We start from the raw sequence: 25,011 nt of genomic DNA, 5'->3' as shown, positions 1-25,011 counted from the left end.
CGCCTAGCCCATCGTCGGAATGACAAACTCCGCGCCGTCCTTGATGCCGGACGGCCAGCGCGACGTGATCGTCTTGGTCCTGGTATAGAAGCGGAATGCGTCAGGCCCATGCTGGTTGAGATCGCCAAAGCCCGAGCGTTTCCAGCCGCCGAACGTGTAGTAGGCGAGCGGCACCGGGATCGGCACGTTGATCCCGACCATGCCGATATTGATGCGCGCCGCAAAATCGCGGGCCGCATCGCCGTCCCGCGTGAAGATCGCGACACCGTTGCCATATTCATGGCTCATCGCGAGATCGAGCCCTTCCTCGTAGGTCTTGGCGCGCACGACGGAAAGCACCGGACCGAAGATCTCTTCCTTGTAGATCGTCATGTCCTTGGTGACGTTGTCGAAGAGACAGCCGCCGATGAAGAAGCCGTCCTCGTAGCCCTGCATGGAAAAATCGCGGCCGTCGACGACGAGATCGGCGCCTTCCTCCACGCCCTTGTCCACGTAGCCCTTGACCCGGTCATGCGCCGCCTTGGTGACCAGCGGCCCGAAATCGGCGTCATCGCCGGCGGTGTAGGGCGCGATCTTGAGGTTCTCGACACGCGGCGTGAGCTTTTCCATCAGCCGGTCCGCCGTCTCCTCGCCGACCGGCACCGCCACGGAGACGGCCATGCAACGCTCGCCCGCCGCGCCATAGCCTGCGCCAACGAGCGCATCCACGGCCTGATCGAGATCGGCATCGGGCATGATCAGCATGTGGTTCTTCGCCCCGCCGAAACACTGCACCCGCTTGCCCGCAGCGCAGCCGCGCGAATAGACATATTCGGCGATCGCCGTCGATCCGACGAAACCGACAGCCTCGATGTCCGGATGGTCCAGAATGCCATCGACGGCTTCCTTGTCGCCATTGACGACATTGAGGATCCCGGCAGGCAGGCCTGCTTCGAGCATCAGTTCGGCCAGCATCATCGGCACGGACGGATCGCGCTCCGAAGGCTTCAGGATGAATGCATTGCCAGCCGCGACCGCCGGGCAGAATTTCCACATCGGGATCATCGCCGGAAAGTTGAACGGCGTGATACCCGCCACCACGCCGAGCGGCTGGCGAACGGAATGAATATCGATGCCGGGGCCCGCGCCCTCGCTGAATTCACCCTTCAGGAGATGCGGCGCGCCGATGCAGAATTCGGCGACTTCCAGCCCACGGATCACGTCTCCCTTGGCGTCCGGCAAAGTCTTGCCATGCTCGCGCGACAGAGCTTCCGCAAGCTTGTCCATGTCGCGATGGAGAAGATCGACGAATTTCATCAGGACACGCGCGCGGCGCTGCGGATTGGTCGCCCCCCAGTCCGGTTGCGCCGCCTTGGCGTTTTCGATAGCCGCATTCAGTTCAGCGCCGCTGGCCAGCGCGACCTTCGCCTCGACCTCGCCGGTCGCCGGATTGTAGACGTCGCTGAAACGGCCGCTCGTGCCGGCCACGCGTTTGCCGCCGATGAAATGCCCGATCTCGCGCATGTTTCCTCCCTTTCGATCTGTGTCCCGTATCCGGGCAAGCCGCTGCCCGCTCCGGAAGGCCGGTATGGGACTGCGGCGCCGGAACGCCTTGTCCTATTTCGAATAGTCCCGCCGGTCGTCGATCACCTTGCCGTCATTGGCCAGCCCGGAAGCGATTTCCACCGCCCCCTTCAGCTTCGTATGGGCAATCAGCGCGTTGCTCAAGGCCTCGACATCGGGCGACGCGCCCGGCGCGGCCTCGACCATCAGCGTCATGGCGTCGCCGTCTCCGGCACGATCGACCACGAGCCTGGCCCGCGCGATGCCGGGCACCGACTTGACCACCGCATCGACCTGCTTCGGATCGACGAACATGCCCTTGACCTTGGTCCGCTGGTCGGCGCGCCCCATCCATCCCCTGATACGCATGTTCGTGCGTCCGCATGGAGACCGCTCGTCCAGAACGGCCGACAGGTCGCCCGTTCCGAAACGGATCAGCGGATAGGCCGCGTTGAACGATGTGACGACGAGTTCGCCCACCTCGCCCGCCGGCACGGGTTCGCCCGTTCCCGGTCGCACGATCTCGACGATCATGTCCTCGCTGACGATCATGCCCGGCAACGGCTGACCGTCGAGCATCGATTCATATGCGATCACGCCGAGATCGGCGGTGGCATAGGCCTGCATGACTGCAACGCCGCGTTCGGCATAGTCCGCACGCATCGAAGGAAACAGCGCTCCGCCCGAAACAAGCGCCTTCCTGATCGACGACAGGTCGTGGCCGGTCTCGTCAGCCTTGTCGAGCATCACCTTCAGGTAGTCCGGCGTACCGGCATAGGCATCCGGCTTCAAAAATGCCGCCGCCTCGACCTGTTGCTCGGTATTGCCGACGCCGGCCGGAAAGACGCGCGCGCCCAACGCACGCGCACCGGAGTCGAGGATGAAGCCGCCCGGCGTCATGTGATAGGAAAGCGCATTGTGCACCAGATCGCCCTTGCGGATACCCGCGGCATGGAAAGCGCGCGCACAATGCCAGGGGTCGAGCCCGGGCGGTTGCGGCTCCCACACCGGACCAGGCGACATGAAGACGCGGCTGCCGTCAAGCGTCGTCGGATCGGCGAACCCGCCAAATGGCGGCTCGGCGGCCTGTGCTTCCATCAGCTCCGGCTTTCGCAGGACCGGAAGTGCAGCCAGTGCTTCGCGCGAGGACACGGCTTTCAAGTCGACGTCGGCAAGCCGTTTTCGCCATCCCGGCGTGACCGCCACCGCGGCGGCGAGGAAATGCGGCAGACGTTCGAACAGCGCCTGCTCGCGCACTTCGGTATCGCGCGTTTCCAGTTCGTCGAAATACTCGCTCATGGTACTGCCCGTCGATTTCGCCGCCGCCCTCAGGCAAGCCAGCGCTTGCGTCGTTTGTAGTGTTTGACATCGCGGAAGGACTTCCGGCCCTCACCGCCGATGCCGAGATAGAATTCCCTCACATCCTCGTTTTCACGCAGGTCCTTCGCCTCGCCGTCCATCACCACACGGCCCGATTCCAGGATGTATCCATAGGTGGCGTAACGCAGCGCGATGTTGGTGTTCTGCTCGGCAAGCAGGAAGGTCACCCCTTCCTTGGTATTGAGATTGCTCACGATCTCGAAGATCTCTTCCACCAGTTGCGGGGCCAGCCCCATGGACGGCTCGTCCAGGAGAATTGTGGTCGGCCGGGACATCAGCGCGCGGCCGATCGCGCACATCTGCTGTTCGCCGCCGGACGTATAGCCGGCCTGGCTCTTGCGGCGCTCCCTCAGCCGCGGAAAATAATCGTAGACCATCTCGAGATCGGCGGCGATCGCGCCGCGCCCGTCCTTGCGCGTGAACGCGCCCGTCATCAGGTTTTCCTCGATGGTCAGATGGCCGAAGCAATGGCGGCCTTCCATGACCTGGATACATCCGCGCTGCACGAGATCCGACGGCGACTGGTCCTGGATCTCCGCCCCGTCGAAAATGATCGTGCCTTTGGTCACCTCGCCGCGCTCGGCGCGCAACAGATTGGAGATCGCCTTCAGCGTGGTCGTCTTGCCGGCTCCGTTCGCGCCGAGAATCGCGACGATCCCGCCACGCGGCACGCTGAGCGATACGCCTTTCAGCACGAGGATCACGTGGTTGTAGATCACCTCGATATTGTTGACCGCGAGAAGGGGTGCGGTTTCTTCGGCCTTTTGCAGCATGGCGGTTCGTCCGGAAAGGGTTGGATGGGACCGGCGACAAACGCCGGTCCCGGTGTTTCAGGCTGGGCCTATTCGCAGGCGCGTGGTTCGATATTGTTTTCGGCGGCAAAGGCCTCCGAATCCTCCATCGCCAGCTTGGTGACGAGTTCACGGTCGGACGGCATGAACTCCGTCACCGCGTTCCACGTCTTGGCCGATGCATCCCACTGCTGGACGAGCGCCGCGCCCGAACCACCATGGTTCGCGCAATCGACACTGACCGTCGGGCCGAAGCCCGGCATGCCGAGCGCTTCGAGCGTCGCGTCGGTCACGTCCAGAGCCTCCATGCCGTCGCGCATCTCGGCGGCATTGATGTCGGCATGGCCCGCAAGCTCCTGGGCCTTCTTGGCCGCTTCGACGGCAAGCATCGCCGCATACATGCCGCGGTTGTACTGGACCGTACCGAGATTGGTTCCGTCACCGGCTGCCTTGCCCGCATCGACGACATATTTCTGGATGTCGTCGAAGACCGGGTAATCGGTGCCGACGCCCGTGAAGTTCAGCGACTTGTAGCCATTGGCGCCATCGCCCGCCGGCAGCACGTCCTGCTCGGAACCGGACCACCAGATGCCGATGAAGTGATCCATCGGATAGCGGATATTCGCCGCTTCCTGGATGGCCACGGAGTTCATCACGCCCCAGCCCCACATGAAGACATAGTCCGGACGTTCGCGGCGGATCTGAAGCCACTGCGACTTCTGTTCCTGGCCCGGATGGTCGACCGGAATAAGCGTCAGCTTGAAGCCCATCTCCTTGGACATTTCCTCAAGTGTGCGGATCGGCTCCTTGCCATAGGCGGAGTTGTGGTAGACGAGCGCGATCGACTTTCCCTCGAGGCTGCCGCCTTCCATGTCGGCCGCATGATGCACGGCGATGGTCGCGCCGTCCCAGTAATTGGCCGGATAGTTGAACACCCACTTGAACACCTTGCCGTTCATCGCCGATGTACGGCCATAGGCCATGGAGTGCAGCGAAATGCCGTCGGCCGTCACCTTGGGAATGAGCTGATAGGTGATGCCGGTCGAGAGCGGCTGGTAGATCAGCGCGCCGGTGCCGACATTCTTCGTCGACTCGTAGCACTCGACACCCTTTTCGGTATTGTAGCCGGTTTCGCACTCGGGATTGTCGATCTTGACCCCGCCGACGCCGCCATCGCGTTCGTTGATAAGCGTCAGATAGTCCGCGTAACCGTCGGCGAACGGAATGCCGTTCGGCGCATAGGGTCCGGTGCGGTAGCTGAGAGACGGGAACACGAGGTCGGCTAGGGCCGGTCCCGCACCCATCATCGCGGCGACCGCCGCGACTGTTGCGATTTTCGTCAGTCTCATGTCGTAACTCCTCCGGTTTTTCGACATTCTCCTCCCTTCCGAAAAAGGGTTTGCGCCGCGATCGCGCCCGTCAGTACGGGAACGGCCAGAGGCGCAGCTTCTCCTTTGTCAGCCGCCAGAGCTGAGCGAGCCCGTGCGGTTCGACAATGAGGAAAAAGATGATCAGTCCGCCGATCAGCATGATCTGGATATGCGCGGCGACATCGGTCGGCCATCCGAGCGATCCGACGAACAGGTTCTTCAGGAAAACCGGCATAAGCACGAGGAAAGCCGCGCCTAGGAACGACCCGAGGATCGAGCCGAGCCCGCCGATAATGACCATGAAAAGGGCGAGGAACGACTTGTCGATGCCGAACGCCTCGGTGACTTCGGCGGCCCCCAGATAGACCGAAAAGAACAGGGCTCCGCCAACACCGATGAAGAAGGACGACATGGCGAAAGCCGACAGCTTGGCCCGCAACGGCTCGACGCCGATGATCTCGGCCGCGATATCCATGTCGCGGATCGCCATCCATGACCGGCCGATCCGGCCGCGCGTCAGATTTCGCGCCAGCCACGCGAAGATGAAAAGGAATGTCAGGCAGAACAGGTAGGTCGCCCATGGCGCCGCGTTCGGACCGGTGACGATGATGCCGAAGACCGTGCGCTCCGGCGCCGTAATCTGGCCGGACGCCGAGTAGTTGTAGAACCACGCGAACTTGTTGAAGACCCAGATCAGGAAGAACTGCGCGGCAAGGGTCGCGACCGCGAGATAGAAGCCCTTGATCCTGAGCGACGGCAGGCCGAACAGCATCCCGACCAGCGCCGTGACGCCGCCCGAAAGGATCACCACGAAAAAGATGCTCATGCCCGGAAAGGCGGTCATCAGTTTGTAACAGGCAAACGCGCCCACGGCCATGAACGCGCCGGTGCCGAGCGAGACCTGCCCGCAATACCCCGTCAGGATATTGAGCCCGAGCGCCACCAGCGACCAGACGAGCAACGGCACCAGGACCGATTTTTCCCAATAGGAATTGACGAAGAAGGGCACCACGCAGAACGCGATCAGCATCGCGCCCCAGAAGAGATAGCGTTCCGACTTGATCGGGAAGGTCTGGTTGTCCTCCCGGTATGTCGTCTTGAAATCACCGGCCTCGCGGTAAAGCATTGGGCTCAGATCCTCTCGATGATTTTTTCGCCATAGAGGCCCTGCGGCCTGAACAGCAGGAAGGCGAGCGCCAGCATGTAGGCGAACCAGTTCTCGATGGCTCCGCCCACCAAAGGCCCGACATAGGCTTCGGCCAGTTTTTCACCGACCCCGATGATGAGCCCGCCGACGATGGCGCCGGGAATGGAGGTGAACCCGCCGAGAATGAGCACCGGCAGCGCCTTGAGCGCGATCAGCGACAGCGAGAATTGCACGCCGGACTTCGCGCCCCACAGAATGCCGGCGACAAGAGCAACGAAGCCCGCCAGCGACCAGACGATGACCCAGATGCGGCGAAGCGAGATACCGACCGACAAGGCCGCCTGGTGATCGTCGGCGACTGCGCGCAGCGCCCGGCCAGTCGCCGTATATTGCGAAAACAGCGTCAGCCCGGTCACGAGAATCGCCGCGATGATGGCGGCCGAGACGTCGAGCGTGTCGATATACATCCCGTAATAATCCGCATCCGCCGGAGCCCATGCGCGGGTGAGGTCCTCCCACCAGAACGAGCCTCCCGACGGCAGCCCGACATCCATCCGCTTGATGTCGGCGCCCCACATCAGATCGCCCAGCCCTTCGAGGAAATAGGCAAGCCCGATGGTCGCCATGAACAGGATGATCGGCTCCTGGTTGACGAGGTACTTGAGCACGAACCGTTCGAGCAGGAAGGCGAGCAGCACCATCACGCCCATCGCCAGCACAATGGCGAGGATCGTCGGCATGCCGCCGCCCCAGTGATGGATATCCGTCCCGAAGATCGCGTTGATCAGATGCGAGAACGGAACCTGCCCGGTCTGGAACCCGACCAGCGTCAGCGCCGCGAACAGCGCCATGACGCCCTGCGCGAAATTGAAGATGCCGGACGCCTTGAAGATCAGGACGAAGCCGAGCGCGACGAGCGAATACATCACGCCGGCCATCAGCCCGTTGAGGCAGGTCTCGATGAAATTCAGGATCGCTGGGCTCAACCGATCAATCTCCCCTCGCCATGCACGCGGTCACGCTTCTTCATGCGGCACCCCCAGATAGGCATCGATCACATCCTGGTTGTTGCGAACCTCGTCCGGCGTGCCGTCGCCGATCTTCTTGCCGTAATCGAGCACCACGACGCGGTCCGACAGGTCCATGACGACGCCCATGTCGTGTTCGATCAGCGCGATCGTGGTGCCGTATTGCTGGTTCACGTCGAGGATGAAGCGGCTCATGTCCTCTTTTTCCTCGAGATTCATGCCCGCCATCGGTTCGTCGAGGAGAAGCAGGGCCGGTTCCGCCGCAAGCGCCCGGCCCAGTTCCACCCGCTTTTGCAAGCCGTAAGGCAGCCTGCCGACCGGGGTCTTGCGAATATGCTCGATCTCCAGGAAATCGATTATCCTCTCCACCGCCTCGCGATGCTCGATCTCCTCGCGTTCGGCCGGCCCGGTCCAAAGCCCGTGCCAGAACATATTGCGCTTCTGAAGCGTGATCCGGCCGGTCATGATGTTGTCGAGCGTCGACATGCCCTTGAACAACGCGATGTTCTGGAACGTCCGCGCGATGCCTTCCCGAGCTGTCTCATGCGGGCGAACCCGGCGACGCCTCTTGCCGCGAAAGGTGATCGTCCCCTCTTGCGGGTAGTAGAAGCCGTTGATGACGTTGAGCATCGAGGTCTTGCCGGCGCCATTCGGCCCGATAATGGCGCGAATCTCGCCTTTCCTGATGTCGAAGGAGATATCCGTGATCGCCTTCACGCCGCCGAAGGAGAGCGAGATGTTATCGACCTTGAGCAGTTCCTCACCCTTGGCGATGCCGTCATCAGCCCGCATGGAATGCAGCGACATATCCTCACGCATATGCACGTTCATTCCGCCGCCTCCTTGTGCCCGCCGGTAACCGGCAGCCGCTCCATGTCGCGTATCTGGACGGTCGCGGAAATCTTGCCCTTGCGCCCATCCTCGAAGGTCACTTCGGTATCGACATACTTCTCAGTCGAGCCGTCATAGAGCGCATCGATCAACGGCGCGTAGCGCTCCGCGATGAACGACCGGCGCACTTTCTGCGTGCGCGTCAGTTCGCCATCATCGGCGTCGAGCTCCTTGTGGAGAACGAGGAAGCGGGCGATCTGCGAACCGGCCATCATCTCTTCGGATGCGAGGTCCTCGTTCACCTGCCGGACGTGCTCCTCCATCATCGCGTAGACCTGGGCGTGCTGCGCCAGCTCCTGGTAGGATGCATAGGAAACGTTGTTGCGCTCGGCCCAGCTGCCCACCGAGGTCAGGTCGATATTGAGGAAGACGGCGCAGAAATCCCGCCCGTCGCCGAAGGCCACCGCCTCCTTGACGTTCGGAAAGAATTTCAGCTTGTTCTCGATATATTTCGGCGCGAACAGGCTGCCATCGTTCAGCTTGCCGACATCCTTGGCCCGGTCGATGATCTTCAGATGGCCTTCATGGTCGAAGAACCCGGCATCGCCCGTATGGACCCAGTTGTCGTTGGTCTTCGTCTCGCGCGTCGCCTCGTCGTTACGGTAATAGCCGACGAACACGCCGGGAGACCGGTACATCACCTCGCCGCTTTCCTCGATGCGGATTTCCACGTCGGGCGACGGCCTGCCGACCGTATCGGCGCGGATTTCGCCATCCGGCTGCGCGGTGATGTAGACCGAGGCCTCGGTCTGTCCGTAGAGCTGTTTCAGATTGAGGCCGAGCGATCGGTAGAAGCGGAAGATCTCCGGGCCGATCGCCTCTCCGGCCGTATAGCCAACCCGCATCCGGGTGAAGCCCATCCGGTTCTTCAGCGGCCCGTAGACGAGCAACTCCCCGAGCCAGTATTTAAACCGGTCCGCAAAGGAGACGGTCTCGCCGTTGAGGATCGGCTCGCCGACCCGGCGCGCATGCGCCATGAAGTAGTCGAACATGCGCTTCTTGGTCTTGCCCGCATCCTCCATGCGCACCAGCACGGCGGTCAGCAGGTTTTCGAAAACGCGCGGCGGCGCGAAGAAATAGGACGGCGCGATCTCGCGACGGTCGCTGTCCACCGTCTCCGGGCTTTCCGGGCAGCAGACGCTGTAGCCCGCCACATAGGCCTGCGCGTAGGTGAAGACATGGTCTCCAACCCAGGCAAGCGGCAGATAGGCGAGAACCGTGTCGTCCTTCGTCAGATTGTCGAATGTGTTGCCGTTGCGCGCCGAGATCACGAGGTTGTCGAAGGACAGCATGACGCCCTTTGGCTTCCCGGTCGTGCCGGACGTGTAGAGCATGACGGCGATGTCATCGCCCCTGGTGTCGGCGATGCCCTTCTTCCAGTCGGCATCGCCCTTCTCGGCGACCAGATCGCGGCCGGCCTGCTCGATCGCGTCGATCGAATGCAGGTTGGTGTGGTCGTAATCGCGCAAGCCGCGCGTCTCGTCATAGACGATTTGATGCAGATCCTTGAGCTTGTCGGTAATCGACAGAAGCTTGTCGACCTGCTCCTGGTCCTGGCAAACCGCGAAGTGCACGCCCGCATGATCGAGGACATAGGTCATCTCCTCGGCGACCGAATCCGCATAGACGGGAACGGGCACCGCGCCCAGCGCCTGGACAGCGGCGAATGCCCAGTAGAGACGCGGACGGTTGTGTCCGACGATCGCGACCTTGTCGCCCTTCTTCAGGCCGATCGCGGCCAGTCCCATGGAGAAAGCCCGGATCTCGTCGGCCATTTCGGCCCAGGTCCAGCTCTTCCAGATGCCGTTGTCCTTGTGCCGCATGGCGGTTCGCGAAGCATGACGCTCCGCGTTCAGCAGCAAATATTGCGGAAAGGTCTCGGGGGCGTTCGCCCCGGCCTGCACCGTGGACGGCATATGCTTATCTTCCTCCCTTTTTCCGGTCGCGCCCTCCAGCGCTCCCGAAAATAGCCTGCCGACGCATTGCGCTCCTCAACGCCCGCCGGTCGGCCGGTATCAGTCAAGTCCAAGACTTGGTCTCGTTCAACCGAGACTTTAGCTAGCACCCGATCGTTGCGGGATTTTTGCCTGAATGTTGCGAATTGTTTCAGGAATGCTGCGGCGCGACAGGAATCGCGGCGTCAGGACCACTCCACCTGGGCGACCATGAGGTAGCCCGCGCCATAGACGGTCTTGATAAAACGCGGATTTCGCGGGTCTTCCTCCAGCTTGGCGCGAAGCCGGGAAATCCGCACGTCGATCGACCGGTCGAAATTCGTGTCGGCGTCGATACCGAGACGGTCCATCAGGTCCGCGCGGTTCAGAAGCCGATTTGCGGATTCCAGAAAAACCCGCAAAACGCCGGCTTCACCGCCCGAAAGACTGCTTCGCTCGCCGGCTGGAGAGATCAGTTCGAAGGTCCCGAAATCCGCCGTCCAACCCGCAAAGCGCGCCACGCGGCGTTTCGTGTCCTGGCCCGAAATCCCCTTGAGCCGGCGCAGAACGGATCGCACGCGCGCGACGATTTCCTTGTCGTCGAAGGGTTTGACGATGTAATCGTCCGCGCCGAGTTCGAGACCGATCAGCTTGGTGCCGATCTCATCGCGCCCGCTGACGATGATGGAAGCGATCCGGGGCCGGTCGCGCAACTCGGCTACGATCGAAAGCCCGTCGCGGTCCGGTAGCGACAGGTCGATCAGGCAAAGATCGGGTTCCCGCCGCGCCAGTGCGCGGATGAACGACGCGCCGCTGTCGAAGGATTCCGTCTCGTATCCGGCGCGCTGCAGCGCCGCCTCCAGGATATCGGCGATATCCCGGTCATCCTCGATGACGGCGATATAGTGCCCGGCTTCCGTCATGCGCCGACCGCGCTGACCGGAAGAGCTTCGGCGAACAGGGCGTCGAGCGCGGCGATGAAGTCCGTTTCACCGAACGGCTTCTTGAGCAGGTGGAACTCCCTCTCCGCCTCGCCAAGCGCCGGATGCGTCGTCGCCAGCCCGCTGATCAGGAGGCACGGCAAGTCCGGACGAAGCGTCCGCGCTTCGCGTGCGACATCGATCCCGGTCGTCGATCCCGGCATCATGATGTCGCTCACCAGCAGCGCTACCTTCGGCAGATTGGCGAGAAGCTCGAGCGCTTCGCCGCCTGTCGATGCCTCGATGACCTGGAAATTCGCCTTCAGCAGATATCCGCGGACGAGTTCGCGAATTTCCGCCTCGTCGTCGAGAACCACCGCGAGCCCGCCCGGCCGCGCGCCGATCCGCTTGGTATCGCGCGGGGCGGCAATCTCCGGGGCCACATCGCCGGCAAGCGGCAGCGTCATCGTGATCGCCGCGCCCTCGCCCGGCGCGCTCTCGATCTCCAGCCCCCCGCCGGAACGCCGCAGGAAACGGCGAACCATGGACAGGCCGAGCCCGCGCCCGCGCCCGCCCTGCTTGGTCGAAAAGAAGGCCTCGCAGGCCCTGTCGATCGTCCCGTCCGGAAAACCGCACCCGTCGTCGCGAACGGTCACCGTGACCGCCGGGCCGTCACCGGTTTCTGTCCGTGCGATCTCCACGGATATCGATCCGGCATGTCCGATGGCGTCTCGCGCATTGAGCAGCAGGTTGAGCAGCGCGTCCTGGTAGGCGCGTTCGTCCATGCAGACGCCGAGCGCGCCCTCCGTGTCGGTCACGGTGATCGTCGTCGACGGGTCGAGCGAAGCCGCGAAAAGGCGCACCAGATCCTCGGTGATCCGGTTCAGGTTGCACAGGGTCGGTACGAGATCCTCGTTGCGCGAGAAGCTCATCAGCTGGTCGGTGACCCGCCCGCCGCGTTCGACCGCGCGGCGTGTCGCCTGCAATATCCGCTCGCGTTCCCCTCCCGCCAGCGCGGGGTCCGACAACCTGTTCAGATTGCCGAGAATGATCGTCATGATGTTGGAGAAATCGTGCACGACCCCCGATGTGAGCGCGATTGCCGCTTCCATGCGTTTGGAATGCACGATCAGATCCATCGCGCGCTTTTCCTCGGTCACATCGATGGACAGGATATGGGCGCCGGTCACCTTGCCGTTCGCGTCCCTTTCCGGCACCAGCGAGGACCGAAGATGGCGGTGCTCGCCATTGGCGTCGCGCGGGTGGAAATCGACCGAACAGGGTCGCCCGTCCAGCGCGCCATTGATGGCCGGCATCAGCACTTCGAGGTCTTCGGGATCGAACAGTTCGGAAACCCGGCGGCCCTGGAAATGCAGATCGTCGAACCCCAGCATGTCGGCCAGCTTGTTGTTGGAAAAGAGGTAGACGAGGTCCCGATCGATGTAAGCGATATGGGCCGGCACGGAATGCGTGATCGTCCGCATGCGGCTTTCCGATTCCGCAAGGCGGCTGCTCACCTCCTCAAGCGCCCGGTTGGCCGCATTGAGCTCGCGGTTCGTTGCTTCGAGTTGTTCCGAGCGCTCCAGCAGGCTGTGAGACAGCCGGTCGGCGCGCTCGCGCAGCAGCGCTTCTGAGTTCTTCTTCGAGGTGATGTCGGTATAGACCGCGACCCAGCCGCCATCGGCCAGCGCATGGCCCTCGACCGCGATGACCATCCCGTTCGGACGAACGCGTTCGAGATAATGATCCTCGAATGCCTCGGCACGTTCAACACGCTCGCGCACCAGCTCGTCGACATCGCCGGGACCGAAATCGCCCTTTTCGGCCAGGAAACGGTTGATCGCCTCGAATGTCGTCCCGGGCGCCGAATATTCGTCCGGCAGATCGTAAAGGCGCAGGAATGTGCGGTTGGCGTGAATCAGCCGCAAATCGGCGTCGAAGATCGTGATGCCCTGCTCGAGCAGATTCAGGCCGGAAACCAGCCACTCCATCGAGCGTTCGGGCGAGCGGTCGGATGGCTTCGCCGGGCGAGGCTTCAAGCCCTGGAATTCGGGGCGTTCTTTGCGATCCGCTCTGTTCATGTCCATCCGATACGCCACGTGGCCCCCGCCCGACAAGACGAATGCGAGCGGCGGGGCTCGGGCAAGCCTCAGCGCCCGAGCGCGTAGAACTCGTCGTTCGGCCGCATGGAGGTGACATTGGCGATGCGGTTCGACATGCCGAAAAACGCGGAAATCGCCGCGATGTCCCAGGCGTCGTCTTCCGTCAGGCCGTGCTGTTGAAGCAACGCGAAATCCGCTTCTTCAACGTCATGGCTGCGCGCGGAGACTTTCATCGCAAAATCGAGCATCGCCTTCTGGCGCGGCGTAATATCCGCCTTGCGATAGTTCGCGGCGATCTGGTCTGCGATCAGCGGGTTTTTTGCCCGGATACGCAGGATGGCCCCATGGGCAACCACGCAATACTGGCACTGGTTGGCGCTCGACGTCGCCACCACGATCATCTCGCGCTCCGCCTTGGAGAGATTTCCCGGCTTTTCCATCAGCGCATCGTGATAGGCGAAAAAGGCTCGGAACTCGTCGGGCCGGTGCGCAAGCGCAAGAAACACATTCGGAACGAAACCCGATTTCTCCTGCACCGCCTCGACCCGCAGGCGGATGTCTTCGGGCAGGTCTTCCAGCCTGGGCACGGGAAAGCGGCTGATCGGTCGATCGGTTTCGGTACTCATGGTTTCCTCCCTGAAAACTGCACGCCCTCAACACCCGGATTACTCCCGTGGCGGCGTGCGGCACAATCACTATGTCGCCTGCGCGGCGACTATTCCGGCAGGCAGATCCTACGTGACGCGATTGCGCGCGCGGTCCTCACCAGCAACATCGCAACAATCGCGACGAGCGCCGCCAGCAGGAAACCGGCGACGAACTCATGCGCCGGTGAACTGGCCTGCCCCGCATAGAGGAAGGAGGCAATCGTCAGCGCCGCGACCGGAAAGGAAAGCGCCCACCAGGACAGGGCGAAGGGAAGACCTGAGAATTTGCGCGCCTGTGTCGCGACGACAGCGGCAAAGACGTAGCCGGAATTCAACAGGATCCGTGAGAACGCATCGATTTCGCCGGTCATGCGAAAATAGGCGATGAAGGCCACCGCCGGCGGAGCGATGAGGATGACGAGCGTCGGCAGCAACCGCGCCGGCAGCGGATCGTGAAAGATCAGCCGGTTCATCACCAGCGTCAGCAGGATGATCCAGAACATCAGCCCGGCGGAGAAGAACAGCCAGGAAATCTCCTGGTAACCGAGCATCGCTCCGGCGACCGGCACGATCACGTTGCCGACGGCCGGAATGAACCATGCCGGGCCGAGATGCATCTGCTGGAAAGTCCGGTGGCCGATCCAGTTCGCGATGACGCTGAGCGTCAATATACCCTGTGCGATCGTCCCGACGATCCAGAGAACATGCGCCGCTCCGATGCTGTAGGGAAGGATCGCGACTGCCAGAAGCAGGGTCGAGATCGAGATCGTCGGAAAGAAGGCGACCTTGACCGGATGGCTCCACTCCTCGACCACGGCAGGACGGTGCCTGAAGACCTTGGCTGTATAGAGCATCGCCACCGCAGCCATGATGGCGACGGAAACCGCCAGCACGATCATCGAGATGACGCCGCCGGTGCCGAACGCCGTTTCGGCGGCATGCGTCGCCAAGGTCAGGCCGAGCATGCCCATCACGACAGCGAAAAACGTCACCGGGAAGTTCTCCAGCCGGTCTGTCGGCACCTGTTCCATCTGCACTGTGCGTTTCCCTCGTCCAGAACACTGATTTACTGGATACAGGATCGCGCGCAGGGCTCCGACAAGCCATGACATGAATCAATCGGCCGGCGGCCTCCCTCGGGAAGGCGCCGGCCGAAGGTGGTTCGAAACCGGATGCCCTAGGATTTGATATAGGCTTGCAGCGTAGCAGCGACCCCGTTCGACCAGAGCGATGCCAGCGCCTTGCCGAAGGCGGCCGCAAAGACCGGATCGCCGGACAGATCGCCGAAAATGTCGTGCATCGACAGCCATGCGCCCGGCTCGTCGCGCGCGGCAAGCGCCTGCCTGTTGAGCCGTTCGGCCGCGATATCGTCGATCTTGATCGGCTTGCCGTCCTCGTCGATCCCGGCGCAGTAACGGCACCACAACGCTACCTCCAACGCCAGCCCATCGACGGATTGGCCGGCGGCAAGGCGGGCGGCGATCGTCGGCAGGATAAATTTCGGCTGCCGGTTCGACCCGTCGAGGCACAGCCGCGGGATCGTGTCGCCGACGGCCGCGTTGGAAAACCGCTCGACGATCTTCTCATAATATCCGGTCAGGCTGACCCCCGGAATTTCCGGCACGGTCGGAATGATCTCGTCATGTTCGAGCTTCGCGAGGAAGCCCGTAACCAGCGGGTTGCGCATCGCCTCGTGAACGAAATGAATGCCGAGCAGCCCCGCCGGATAGGCAATGGTCGCATGGCCGCCGTTAAGGATGCGCAGCTTCATCAGTTCATAGGGCGCGACGTCATCGACGAACTCCACCCCGACAGTCTCGAGAGCGGGTCTCCCCTGCGGAAAATGATCCTCCAGCACCCATTGCCGGAACGGTTCGCAGACCACCGGCGCGGCATCCTCGATGCCGAACTGGTCGTGTACGATCGCGATTTCTCGCGGCCCGGTCGCCGGCGTAATGCAATCGACCATCCCGCAGGGAAAGGCGACATTCCTGGCGATCCAGTCATGGGCGTCATCGTCCCGACACTTCGCCAGACCGAGCACCGCGTTACGCGCGACATGCCCGTTTTCCGGCAGATTGTCGCAGGACATGACGGTAAAGGGCGGGAGCCCGATTTCACGGCGGCACATCAACGCTTCGATGATGATACCGAAAACCGTCTTCGGATGGGTCGGGTCGGCACTGTCCGCGACGATGTCCGGATGCGAAGCATCGAACCCGCCCGTCTTGGCATCGACATAGTAGCCGCCCTCCGTCACCGTCAGCGAGACGATGCGGATTTCCGGGCCGGTCATGGTGCCGATCAGCGCCTTCGGATCCACCTCGGCGAAGTCGACCATGGACCCGCAGATACCGGCCGAAAATCCGTCGGGATCGAGTTCCACGACAGTGGTGAGCCAGTCCTGCGCTTTCAGTTTCGAACGCATGGCCGCGTCGTAGGGTTTGACGCCCCCGCCTATGATGGCCCAGTCCAGGTCCCGCCCGGTCTCGAACAACCGGTGCAGATAGATTGCCTGGTGCGCGCGGTGAAAATTCCCCACCCCGACATGAACAATGCCCGGCGTAAGATCATCGCGCCTGTAGGAAGGCTTGGCGACACCCGCATCGATGGCGGGAAGATTTGCGATAGAAAGCTTGGTCATGGCTTCAACTCATCCATTGTCCGCCATCGACATTGTAGGTTTGCGAGACGATGTAATCGGCTTCGTCAGAGGCCAGGAAAACGGCCATTCCGGTGAGGTCTTCGGCCTTTCCCATGCGTCCGAATGGCACGGAATCACCGACTTCCTTCTTCTTCTGGCCGGGCGCCTTGTGCTCGTATTTGGCGAAGAACGCATCGACCCCGTCCCAGTGTTCGCCATCCACCACGCCCGGTGAAATCGCGTTCACGTTGATACCGTGTTCGATCAGGTTCAGGCCGGCCGACTGGGTCAGGCTGATGACGGCCGCCTTTGTGGCGCAATAGATGGCGACGAGCGGCTCGCCGCGGCGTCCGGCCTGGCTCGCCATGTTGATGATCCTGCCGCCACCGCCGCGTTCGATCATGTGTCGCGCGACCGCCTGCAGGGTAAAGAGCGTTCCGCCGACATTGATGTCGAACACACGCTGATAGTCCTCGCGGCGGATTTCCGCGATCGGCGAGGCGGTGAAAAGAGCCGCGTTGTTGATGAGGATGTCGATACGTCCGAGCATGTCGACGGTCTTCGCCACGGCGGCGTCGATGCTCTCCTGGCGCGTCACGTCCATCTCCACGGCGATCGCGGCGTCACCGATTTCCGCGGCTGTCTCGTGCGCACGCGCGATGTCGATATCCGCGATCGCGACACGGGCGCCTTCGCGGACATAGGCTTCGGCGAATGCCCTGCCTATTCCGCGAGCGGCGCCCGTGATCAGCGCCGACTTCCCCGCCAGCCGTTTCATCCGATCCTCAGGCCCTGCTGATCGAAGCGATGGATCTTGTCGGCCTGCGGCGTCAGGAAGATCGTGTCGCCGCGATTGAGGCCGACTTCGCCGCTCGCCCTGACAGTCAGGGCGTCGGCAAGACCGGTTCCATTGATGTGGAAGAAGGTGTCCGAGCCGAGATGCTCCGACACGCCAACCGTGCCGCGCCATGGTCCTTCATGGTCGGAGACCTCGATATGCTCAGGCCTGACGCCGATCGTGTGCGCGTTGTGTTTTTCCGCCTCGGCACCTCCGATGAGGTTCATTTTCGGCGAGCCGATGAAGCCAGCAACGAAGAGATTGCGCGGCGTGTGATAAAGTTCGAGCGGCGAACCGACCTGCTCGATCACGCCGGCTTGCAACACCACGATCTTGTCGGCCATGGTCATGGCTTCCACCTGGTCGTGGGTGACGTAGATCATCGTCGTCTTCAGGCGTTTGTGGAGCTCCGATATCTCCAGCCGCATGCCAACACGCAATGCGGCATCCAGGTTCGACAGGGGTTCGTCGAAAAGGAAGGCCGCCGGCTCGCGGACGATGGCGCGACCGATTGCGACGCGCTGGCGCTGGCCGCCCGAAAGCTGGCCCGGCCGGCGGTCGAGATAGGGCGTCAGATTGAGCACCTCGGCCGCATTCGATATGCGTTTTTCCTGCTCTTCGGTGGAGATCTTGGCCATCCTCAGGGGAAAGGCGATGTTCTTTCGCACCGTCATATGCGGATAGAGCGCATAGGACTGGAACACCATCGCCAGACCGCGTTTGGCCGGCGGAATGGATGTGGCGTCGGAGCCGTCGATTTCGATCACGCCTCCCGACACGTCCTCCAGCCCGGCGATCAGGCGCAGGAGCGTGGACTTGCCGCAACCGGAAGGACCGACGAAGACGACGAACTCGCCATCGTTGATTTCCAGGTCCAGAGGCGGGATGACGGTGACTTCGCCGAAAGACTTCTTGACCTGCTTGAGTTGAATGCGTCCCATCTCTCGCTCCTCACTTCACCGCGCCGAAGGTCAGGCCCCGGACGAGTTGTTTCTGGCTGAACCAGCCCATGATCAGGATTGGCGCGATCGCCATGGTCGAAGCCGCTGACAGCTTCGCGTAGAACAACCCCTCGGGGCTGGAATAGCTGGCAATGAAAGCCGTGAGCGGAGCCGCCTTGGCGGCCGTCAGGTTGAGGGTCCAGAAAGCCTCGTTCCAGGCGAGGATCACGTTCAGGAGCACCGTCGAGGCCATGCCGGGGATCGCCATCGGCGTCAGCACATAGAGGATTTCCTCGCGCAGGCTCGCCCCGTCCATGCGCGACGCTTCAAGGATCTCGCCCGGGATTTCCCTGAAATAGGTGTAGAGCATCCATACGATGATCGGCAGATTGATCAGCATCAGGACGACAACCAGACCGATCCGGGTATCGAGCAAACCCAGCTCGATAAAGATCAGATACATGGGGTAGAGCACGCCGACCGCGGGCAGCATTTTGGTCGACAGCATCCACAGCAGGATGTCCTTGGTGCGCTTGGATGGCACGAATGCCATCGACCATGCCGCCGGCACTGCGATGATCAATCCGAGGATCGTCGAGCCGAGGGCGAGGATCACCGAGTTGAAGAAGTGCTTGGCGTAGTCCGAGCGTTCCTGCACCACGCCGTAATTTTCCAGCGTCCAGCCGGAGGTTAGAACCGCGATCGGTGTCTTGATCGCATCACCTTCCGCCTTGAAGGACAGGATGATGATCCAGAGGATCGGGAAGAAGATCAGCAGGCCGATCGTCCAGGCGATGATCGTGTTGATCGTCTTGCGTTGCGTAGTGACTGCGCGGGCCATGGTCTGTCCTCCTCACGCGTCGAGGTTCTTGCCGACGATGCGCATCAGGAAGATGGCAACGATATTGGCAAGGATGATTGCGTAGACGCCCCCGGCGGAGCCGAGCCCGACATTCTGGCTCTCGAGCACCCGCTGATAGATCAGATAGGTCAGCGTCCGGGTGCCGAATGCGCCGCCGGTGGTCACGAAGATCTCGGCGAAGATCGACAGCAGGAAGATCGTCTGGATCAGGATCACGATCGTGATCGCACGGGCGAGGTGCGGCAGCACGATATAGATGAACCGCGACGGGATCGGCGCGCCATCCATTTCGGCGGCTTCAAGCTGTTCGCTGTCGAGCGACTGGATCGCGGTCAGAAGGATGAGCGTCGCGAATGGCAGCCACTGCCAGCTGACGATCATGATGATCGACTGCAGCGAGGCCTGGCTCAGCCATTCCACGGGTGTTGCGCCGAAAAAACGGTAGACATGGGCGAGAAAGCCGTTGCCCGGGTCCATGAAGAGGTTCTTCCACACCAGCGCGGAGACGGTCGGCATGACGAAGAAAGGGGCGATGACCAGAATGCGCACGATGCCCTGGCCCCACATCGGCTGATCCAGCAAGATCGCCAGGAAGATGCCGAGGACGACGGTGATCACGAGTACGCCGCCGACGATCAGCAAGGTGGTCATGACGCTCGGCCAGAAGGAACTTGCCGAAACGAAGCGGACGTAGTTCTCGAAACCGACCCAATCAAGCCCGTTGCCCAGGGAATCGCCCCTGAGCGGGAGATATTTCTTGAACGAGAAGAAGAGCGTCATCGTCAGCGGGACGAGCATCCATCCCAGAAGCAGGATCACCGCCGGCGCCATCATCAGGCGAGCTGCGGAACGGGAGTGCTGGGTAGCCATGGACACACCTCCTCTGTTGACGGGACCTGCCGTCGGCAACGGTGCACGGAAAGGATATTCGCGTTTGGCTCCGGAGGACGGTCGAAACCGCCCTCCGGTCCGGGAGGCGACTTAACGGTAGCCTGCGGCTTCCATCGCGTCGTTGGTGATGGCCTGCGCCTTTGCCAGCGCTTCATCGACGGTCTGCTGACCGGCATAGACAGCGGAGAATTCCTGGCTGACTTCGGTCGCGATACCGGCGAACTCCGGGATGGCCGCGAACTGGACGCCCACATAGGGGCTCGGTTCGACGGTGGAGTCGTTCGGATCGGCCGTCAGGATCGACTTGAGCGTCATCTTCGCGAACGGTATATCCTTGTAGTTCGGATTCTCGTAGAGCGAGGTGCGTGCGCCGGGCGGCACATTGGCCCAGCCTTCATTCTCGGCGACCAGCTGGATGTAGTCCTTCGAGGTTGCCCACTCGATGAACTCCTTGGCTGCATCGGCCTTCTGCGTGCCGGCAGGAATGCCCAGCGCCCAGGCCCAGAGCCAGTTGGAGCGCTTGCCGAGGCCATTGTCCGGTGCGAGCGCGAAACCGACACTGTCGGCGACGGTCGACTCATCCGGATTGGTCACGAAGGACGCCGCGACAGTCGCATCGATCCACATGCCGCACTTGCCCTGCTGGAACAGCGACAGGTTCTCGTTGAAGCCGTTGGTCGCGTAGCCGGCCGGTCCGGACTCGTTCATCATGCCGACGAAGAACTCAAGCGTGTCCTTCCAGGGCTGGGTGTCGAACTGGGCATTCCAGTCCATGTCGAACCAGCGGGCACCGAACGAATTCGACATCGCGGTGATGAAGGCTCCACCTTCGCCCCAGCCGGCCTTGCCGCGAAGGCAGATGCCGTTGATGTCGTTGTCACGATCGGTCATCGCCGCGGCGGCTTCCCGGATGAAGTCCCAGGTCGGGGCTTCCGGCATGCTCATGCCCGCCTTTTCCATCAGGTCGGTGCGATACATGATCATCGAGGATTCGCCATAGAACGGAGCCGCGTAGAGCGTGCCGTCATGGCTCAGGCCTCCGGCCATGGCCGGCAGGATGTCTTCGACATCATAGTCTTCGCTGAGGTCGTCGAGCGGAACCAGCCAGCCGTTCGCACCCCAGATCGGGGTTTCGTACATGCCGATGGTCATGATGTCGAATGCACCACCCTTGGTGGTGATGTCGGTGGTGACGCGCTGGCGCAGAACATTCTCTTCCAGCGTGACCCACTCGACGGTGTGACCGGTCTTCTCGGTGAAGTCGTCGGTCAAACCCTGCATGCGGATCATGTCGCCATTGTTGACCGTCGCGATCGTCAGCGTTTCAGCGGAAACACCCGACACGGCAAACGACAGCGCAGACGCACCCAGAAGGGCGCGAACAAAAATTTTCATGATTTTCCTCCCAATGCCCAATACGGGCATTTGCTACGATTACGAGCAAATACTCACATCGGCGCGATATCAAGTCAAGCCCGATTCATGAATTTCGGGCGCGCCGTCCTTCCGGAACGATATATCTCTTTTATATCAGGTACTTGGTGTATGTGTACAATTGCTCACTCCTTGAGCAATTGCTCCGCTGTGTGCTCGTTGGTGATCAGGCCGTTGATCAATTTGCCTTCCATCGCAGCACGAATAGCCTTGACCTTCACTTCGCCCGCGGCGATTCCGATGACCGGATTGGGCGAATCCACGACCAGCGGCGCGCTGTTGACCCGGTCGTTGCTGAGCCCCTCGATGACACGCCCCTGCCGATCATAGACCCAACTGGTGATCTCGCCCGCCGCACCAGCGCGATCGAAGGCCCGAATGTCGTCCCGCGTCAGGAAGCCGTCGACGAGCAGCGGCGCAGTCGCGTCCATGTTGCCGATGCCGACGAAGGTGACATCGGCCTGGCGGATCAGTTCGAGAATATTGTGAACCGGCTCCTGGTTGTGGAGGATGCGTTTTTCTTCCTCGGACCGGGCATAGACAGGAAGCGGCATGGGGTAGTGCTTCGCGTTGACCCGTTCCGCCATGCGGATGACCACGTTGTAGGCTGTCGCCGACCCGTCCGACATCATGTTGCCGAGCAGGGAGACGATGGAATGCTGCGGGCAGTCCATCGGCGACAATTGCTCGACACAGGCCCTCAGTGCACGGCCGGTCCCGATCGCGATGATCTTGGGATGTCGGGATTTCAGATGCCGTTCCATCTCGGCCGCACCGGCATGGGCGGTTCCGATAATAGAGGACGGCGCATCCGGATCGCTCGGGACGATCTCGCAGATCTTCAAGTCGAAAGCGTCCTTGAGCCGGGCGCTCAATTCCATGCAATGGGCGATCGGGTGATCGAGCCGCACCTTGACCAGCCGCTCGCTGACCGCCAGCGAAACAAGCCGTTGCGCCGATTGCCGCGAAACGCCGAGCTTGCGCGCTATCTCGTCCTGCGTGTTGCCGGCGACATAATAGAGCCAACCGGCACGCGCGGCGTCATCGAGACGGCTGTTCTCACTGTCGATCTTGCTGGACATCTCGGTAAGCCGTCACTTTCGCTGGTTTTCTCAGATTTGGAGCCATTTCAAAGAACTCGCTCCATTTGTCAAAGAGCCTGTAGCCGCCATCACCGACGAGTTCCTCCATCGACAGGTCGCGCAAATGGCTTCCGCCGCAAAACCGCCAGACCTCCATCCCGGCTGCCCGCGCGGCGGCAAGCCCAGGCGTCGAGTCCTCGATGACCAGACAATTCTCCGGCGCAACGCCCATCGTGGCTGCCGCAAACAGGAAGAGGTCCGGCGCGGGTTTGCCGTTGGCAACCTGTGATGCGGTGAAGAGGCGATCGCCGAAATAGCGGGAAAGTCCGGACAAATGAAGCGAGCGGCTGGCCCGCTTCGGCGTACTGCTCGTGGCGACGCAAGCCGCCGTGTCGAGTTCCTCGAGTACGGTTTCGATACCGGAGACCGTCTGCAGCTCCGTTTCGAAGGCCGCAAGCAACTCGCTACGGTAGCTTTCCTCGAAATCCGAATCGAGATCCAGCCCGTAATTCACGCGCACTTCGGCCGCGACCTTCGTCCAGGAGCGTCCGAGGAAATTCTTTTGCACATAGGGAAAGTCGAGATGCACCCCGACACGGCCCAACTGCCGGATCAGGATACGCGCACTGATGATTTCACTGTCGATCAGAACGCCGTCGCAATCGAAGATGACGAGTTCCGTCTTGCCTTTTCCCATTCCAACCGCGCCCGTTTCCACGCTGCCCGATTACATTAGTCGATCGTACGGCACAAACCACTCCCGCCGATATCGCCCGGACAATGCCTCGCCGAGTGTCTGGCTCGTGAACCATGCGGAGCGACTGCGGGACGCCGGCTCGGAATCTGGGCACAAAAAAACCCGCTGCCCAAGCGGACAACGGGTTGATCTTGGTTGCGGGGGCAGGATTTGAACCTGCGACCTTCAGGTTATGAGCCTGACGAGCTACCGGGCTGCTCCACCCCGCGCCATTATTTTACTCGGCCGTTGAGAAAACCGCCTGTGCGGACGGTCGAGAAAGGGTTCGAAAAGAGAAGAAACTTGCTTGTGCTTTGCAGACCTGGCAGCGACCTACTCTCCCGCGTCTTAAGACGAAGTACCATCGGCGCTGGGGTGTTTCACGGCCGAGTTCGGAATGGGATCGGGTGCAGCCACCCCGCCAGAACCACCAGGTCGGCGAAGCACAAACAAACAAGAAGCTGGAATTGGCGCCATGGCGTTATCCATGGACACAAGCAATGAGAACGATCAAGCCGATCGAGCTATTAGTACCGGTAAGCTTCACACATTACTGCGCTTCCACACCCGGCCTATCAACGTGGTCGTCTTCCACGACTCTCAGGGAATACTCGTTTCGAGGTCGGTTTCCCGCTTAGATGCCTTCAGCGGTTATCCGTTCCGTATATAGCTACCCTGCTATGCCGTTGGCACGACAACAGGTCCACCAGTGATACGTCCATCCCGGTCCTCTCGTACTAGGGACAGATCCTCTCAATATTCCTACACCCACGGCAGATAGGGACCGAACTGTCTCACGACGTTCTGAACCCAACTCACGTACCGCTTTAAATGGCGAACAGCCATACCCTTGGGACCTGCTCCAGCCCCAGGATGCGATGAGTCGACATCGAGGTGCCAAACAACCCCGTCGATATGGACTCTTGGGGGTCATCAGCCTGTTATCCCCGGCGTACCTTTTATCCGTTGAGCGATGGCCCTTCCACACGGGACCACCGGATCACTATGACCGACTTTCGTCTCTGCTCGACTTGTCAGTCTCGCAGTCAGGCAGGCTTATGCCATTGCACTCAGCGAACGATTTCCGACCGTTCTGAGCCCACCATCGCGCGCCTCCGTTACTCTTTAGGAGGCGACCGCCCCAGTCAAACTACCCACCACACACTGTCCCGGACCCGGATAACGGGTCGCGGTTAGATATCCACGAAGATAAGGGTGGTATTTCAAGGATGACTCCACGCGAGCTGGCGCCCACGCTTCAAAGTCTACCACCTATCCTACACATGCCTTGGCGAATACCAGTGTGAAGCTATAGTAAAGGTGCACGGGGTCTTTCCGTCTAACCGCAGGAACCCCGCATCTTCACGGGGAATTCAATTTCACTGAGTCTACGTTGGAGACAGCGGGGAAGTCGTTACGCCATTCGTGCAGGTCGGAACTTACCCGACAAGGAATTTCGCTACCTTAGGACCGTTATAGTTACGGCCGCCGTTTACTGGGGCTTCAATTCAAGGCTTGCACCTCTCCTTTTAACCTTCCAGCACCGGGCAGGCGTCAGACCCTATACGTCGCCTTGCGGCTTCGCAGAGCCCTGTGTTTTTGGTAAACAGTCGCTACCCCCTGGTCTGTGCCACCCTCCCACGGTTACCCGCGAAAGGGTCACGCTTCTTCCGAAGTTACGCGTGCAATTTGCCGAGTTCCTTCAACGTAGTTCTCTCAAGCGCCTTGGTATACTCTACCTGTCCACCTGTGTCGGTTTGGGGTACGGTCTATATGGAGGAGCTATTTCCCGGAACTCCATCACTGCCAATTCAATCCGATAAGGACTGAC

General features: G+C 61.6%; 20 protein-coding genes, 1 tRNA gene, 2 rRNA genes and 2 pseudogenes (1 of these 25 only partly in view). All 25 read right to left on the bottom strand.

What is annotated here, in order from left to right; genetic code table 11:
- Positions 1-3: 3 nt before the first annotated feature.
- Positions 4-1,503: a CoA-acylating methylmalonate-semialdehyde dehydrogenase gene (locus LC343_RS16145; RefSeq protein ID WP_223478191.1), complete on the bottom strand. Its 1,500-nt coding sequence runs from the start codon at positions 1,501-1,503 to the stop codon at positions 4-6.
- A 93-nt stretch (positions 1,504-1,596) separates the two neighbouring features.
- On the bottom strand, positions 1,597-2,841 hold the full coding sequence (locus LC343_RS16140; protein WP_223478190.1) for a phenylacetate--CoA ligase family protein: 1,245 nt from the start codon (positions 2,839-2,841) through the stop codon (positions 1,597-1,599).
- A gap of 29 nt (positions 2,842-2,870) precedes the next feature.
- Positions 2,871-3,695 (bottom strand): ABC transporter ATP-binding protein, encoded by an 825-nt coding sequence (locus LC343_RS16135; protein WP_223478189.1) that lies wholly within the window; start codon positions 3,693-3,695, stop codon positions 2,871-2,873.
- Between the two features lie 68 nt (positions 3,696-3,763).
- Positions 3,764-5,062 (bottom strand): ABC transporter substrate-binding protein, encoded by a 1,299-nt coding sequence (locus LC343_RS16130; RefSeq protein ID WP_223478188.1) that lies wholly within the window; start codon positions 5,060-5,062, stop codon positions 3,764-3,766.
- 70 nt (positions 5,063-5,132) lie between these two features.
- Positions 5,133-6,209 carry a branched-chain amino acid ABC transporter permease gene (locus LC343_RS16125; RefSeq protein WP_223478187.1) on the bottom strand — a complete coding sequence of 359 codons (1,077 nt, stop codon included), beginning with the start codon at positions 6,207-6,209 and terminating at the stop codon, positions 5,133-5,135.
- Between the two features lie 5 nt (positions 6,210-6,214).
- Positions 6,215-7,168 (bottom strand): branched-chain amino acid ABC transporter permease, encoded by a 954-nt coding sequence (locus LC343_RS16120; RefSeq protein ID WP_223478336.1) that lies wholly within the window; start codon positions 7,166-7,168, stop codon positions 6,215-6,217.
- Between the two features lie 78 nt (positions 7,169-7,246).
- The gene (locus LC343_RS16115; protein WP_223478335.1) at positions 7,247-8,050 is read right to left on the bottom strand and encodes an ABC transporter ATP-binding protein; all 804 of its coding nucleotides are present in this window, start codon (positions 8,048-8,050) and stop codon (positions 7,247-7,249) included.
- Between the two features lie 35 nt (positions 8,051-8,085).
- Positions 8,086-10,065, bottom strand: a complete 1,980-nt coding sequence (locus LC343_RS16110) for an AMP-dependent synthetase/ligase (RefSeq protein WP_223478186.1) — start codon at positions 10,063-10,065, stop codon at positions 8,086-8,088.
- 224 nt (positions 10,066-10,289) lie between these two features.
- Positions 10,290-10,604, bottom strand: coding sequence for a winged helix-turn-helix domain-containing protein (locus tag LC343_RS25375; RefSeq protein WP_425419992.1), 315 nt, complete (start codon positions 10,602-10,604; stop codon positions 10,290-10,292).
- A 32-nt stretch (positions 10,605-10,636) separates the two neighbouring features.
- Positions 10,637-10,736, bottom strand: a pseudogene (locus LC343_RS25370) (response regulator transcription factor); the annotation flags it as partial.
- Positions 10,716-11,006 (bottom strand): annotated as a pseudogene (locus LC343_RS25365) (response regulator); the annotation flags it as partial. The pseudogenes LC343_RS25370 and LC343_RS25365, both read right to left, overlap by 21 nt.
- A complete protein-coding gene (locus LC343_RS16100) occupies positions 11,003-13,090 on the bottom strand; it encodes a PAS-domain containing protein (protein ID WP_223478184.1) in 2,088 nt (695 codons plus the stop codon). The pseudogene LC343_RS25365 and the gene LC343_RS16100, both read right to left, overlap by 4 nt.
- A 62-nt stretch (positions 13,091-13,152) precedes the next feature.
- Positions 13,153-13,731, bottom strand: coding sequence for a peroxidase-related enzyme (locus LC343_RS16095; protein ID WP_223478183.1), 579 nt, complete (start codon positions 13,729-13,731; stop codon positions 13,153-13,155).
- 89 nt (positions 13,732-13,820) lie between these two features.
- Positions 13,821-14,783 (bottom strand): SLAC1 anion channel family protein, encoded by a 963-nt coding sequence (locus LC343_RS16090; RefSeq protein WP_223478334.1) that lies wholly within the window; start codon positions 14,781-14,783, stop codon positions 13,821-13,823.
- 146 nt (positions 14,784-14,929) lie between these two features.
- The gene (locus LC343_RS16085) at positions 14,930-16,396 is read right to left on the bottom strand and encodes a mannitol dehydrogenase family protein (RefSeq protein ID WP_223478182.1); all 1,467 of its coding nucleotides are present in this window, start codon (positions 16,394-16,396) and stop codon (positions 14,930-14,932) included.
- 4 nt (positions 16,397-16,400) lie between these two features.
- Positions 16,401-17,174, bottom strand: coding sequence for an L-iditol 2-dehydrogenase (locus LC343_RS16080; RefSeq protein ID WP_223478181.1), 774 nt, complete (start codon positions 17,172-17,174; stop codon positions 16,401-16,403).
- Entirely contained in the window at positions 17,171-18,175 is a 1,005-nt protein-coding gene (locus LC343_RS16075; RefSeq protein ID WP_223478180.1) for an ABC transporter ATP-binding protein, read from the bottom strand. Before LC343_RS16075 ends, LC343_RS16080 begins: the two co-directional genes overlap by 4 nt.
- Before the next feature lie 10 nt (positions 18,176-18,185).
- Positions 18,186-19,016: a carbohydrate ABC transporter permease gene (locus LC343_RS16070; protein WP_223478179.1), complete on the bottom strand. Its 831-nt coding sequence runs from the start codon at positions 19,014-19,016 to the stop codon at positions 18,186-18,188.
- 12 nt (positions 19,017-19,028) lie between these two features.
- Positions 19,029-19,907, bottom strand: a complete 879-nt coding sequence (locus LC343_RS16065) for a carbohydrate ABC transporter permease (protein WP_223478178.1) — start codon at positions 19,905-19,907, stop codon at positions 19,029-19,031.
- 111 nt (positions 19,908-20,018) lie between these two features.
- Entirely contained in the window at positions 20,019-21,323 is a 1,305-nt protein-coding gene (locus tag LC343_RS16060) for an ABC transporter substrate-binding protein (protein WP_223478177.1), read from the bottom strand.
- Between the two features lie 164 nt (positions 21,324-21,487).
- On the bottom strand, positions 21,488-22,444 hold the full coding sequence (locus LC343_RS16055) for a sugar-binding transcriptional regulator (protein ID WP_223478176.1): 957 nt from the start codon (positions 22,442-22,444) through the stop codon (positions 21,488-21,490).
- Complete coding sequence (locus LC343_RS16050) at positions 22,422-23,141, bottom strand: HAD family hydrolase (protein ID WP_223478175.1); 720 nt, start codon at positions 23,139-23,141, stop codon at positions 22,422-22,424. Before LC343_RS16050 ends, LC343_RS16055 begins: the two co-directional genes overlap by 23 nt.
- Before the next feature lie 192 nt (positions 23,142-23,333).
- A tRNA-Met gene (locus LC343_RS16045) sits at positions 23,334-23,410 on the bottom strand.
- A 90-nt stretch (positions 23,411-23,500) separates the two neighbouring features.
- A 5S ribosomal RNA gene (gene rrf / locus LC343_RS16040) occupies positions 23,501-23,615 on the bottom strand.
- 71 nt (positions 23,616-23,686) lie between these two features.
- A 23S ribosomal RNA gene (locus LC343_RS16035) occupies positions 23,687-25,011 on the bottom strand; it runs 1,497 nt beyond the window's last position.

The sequence above is a fragment of the Oricola indica genome (genome assembly GCF_019966595.1).
In the GTDB taxonomy this organism is placed as follows: Bacteria; Pseudomonadota; Alphaproteobacteria; order Rhizobiales; family Rhizobiaceae; genus Oricola; species Oricola indica.
Note: the sequence above shows the minus strand (reverse complement) of the source record. Positions and strands in the feature narration are given on the sequence as shown.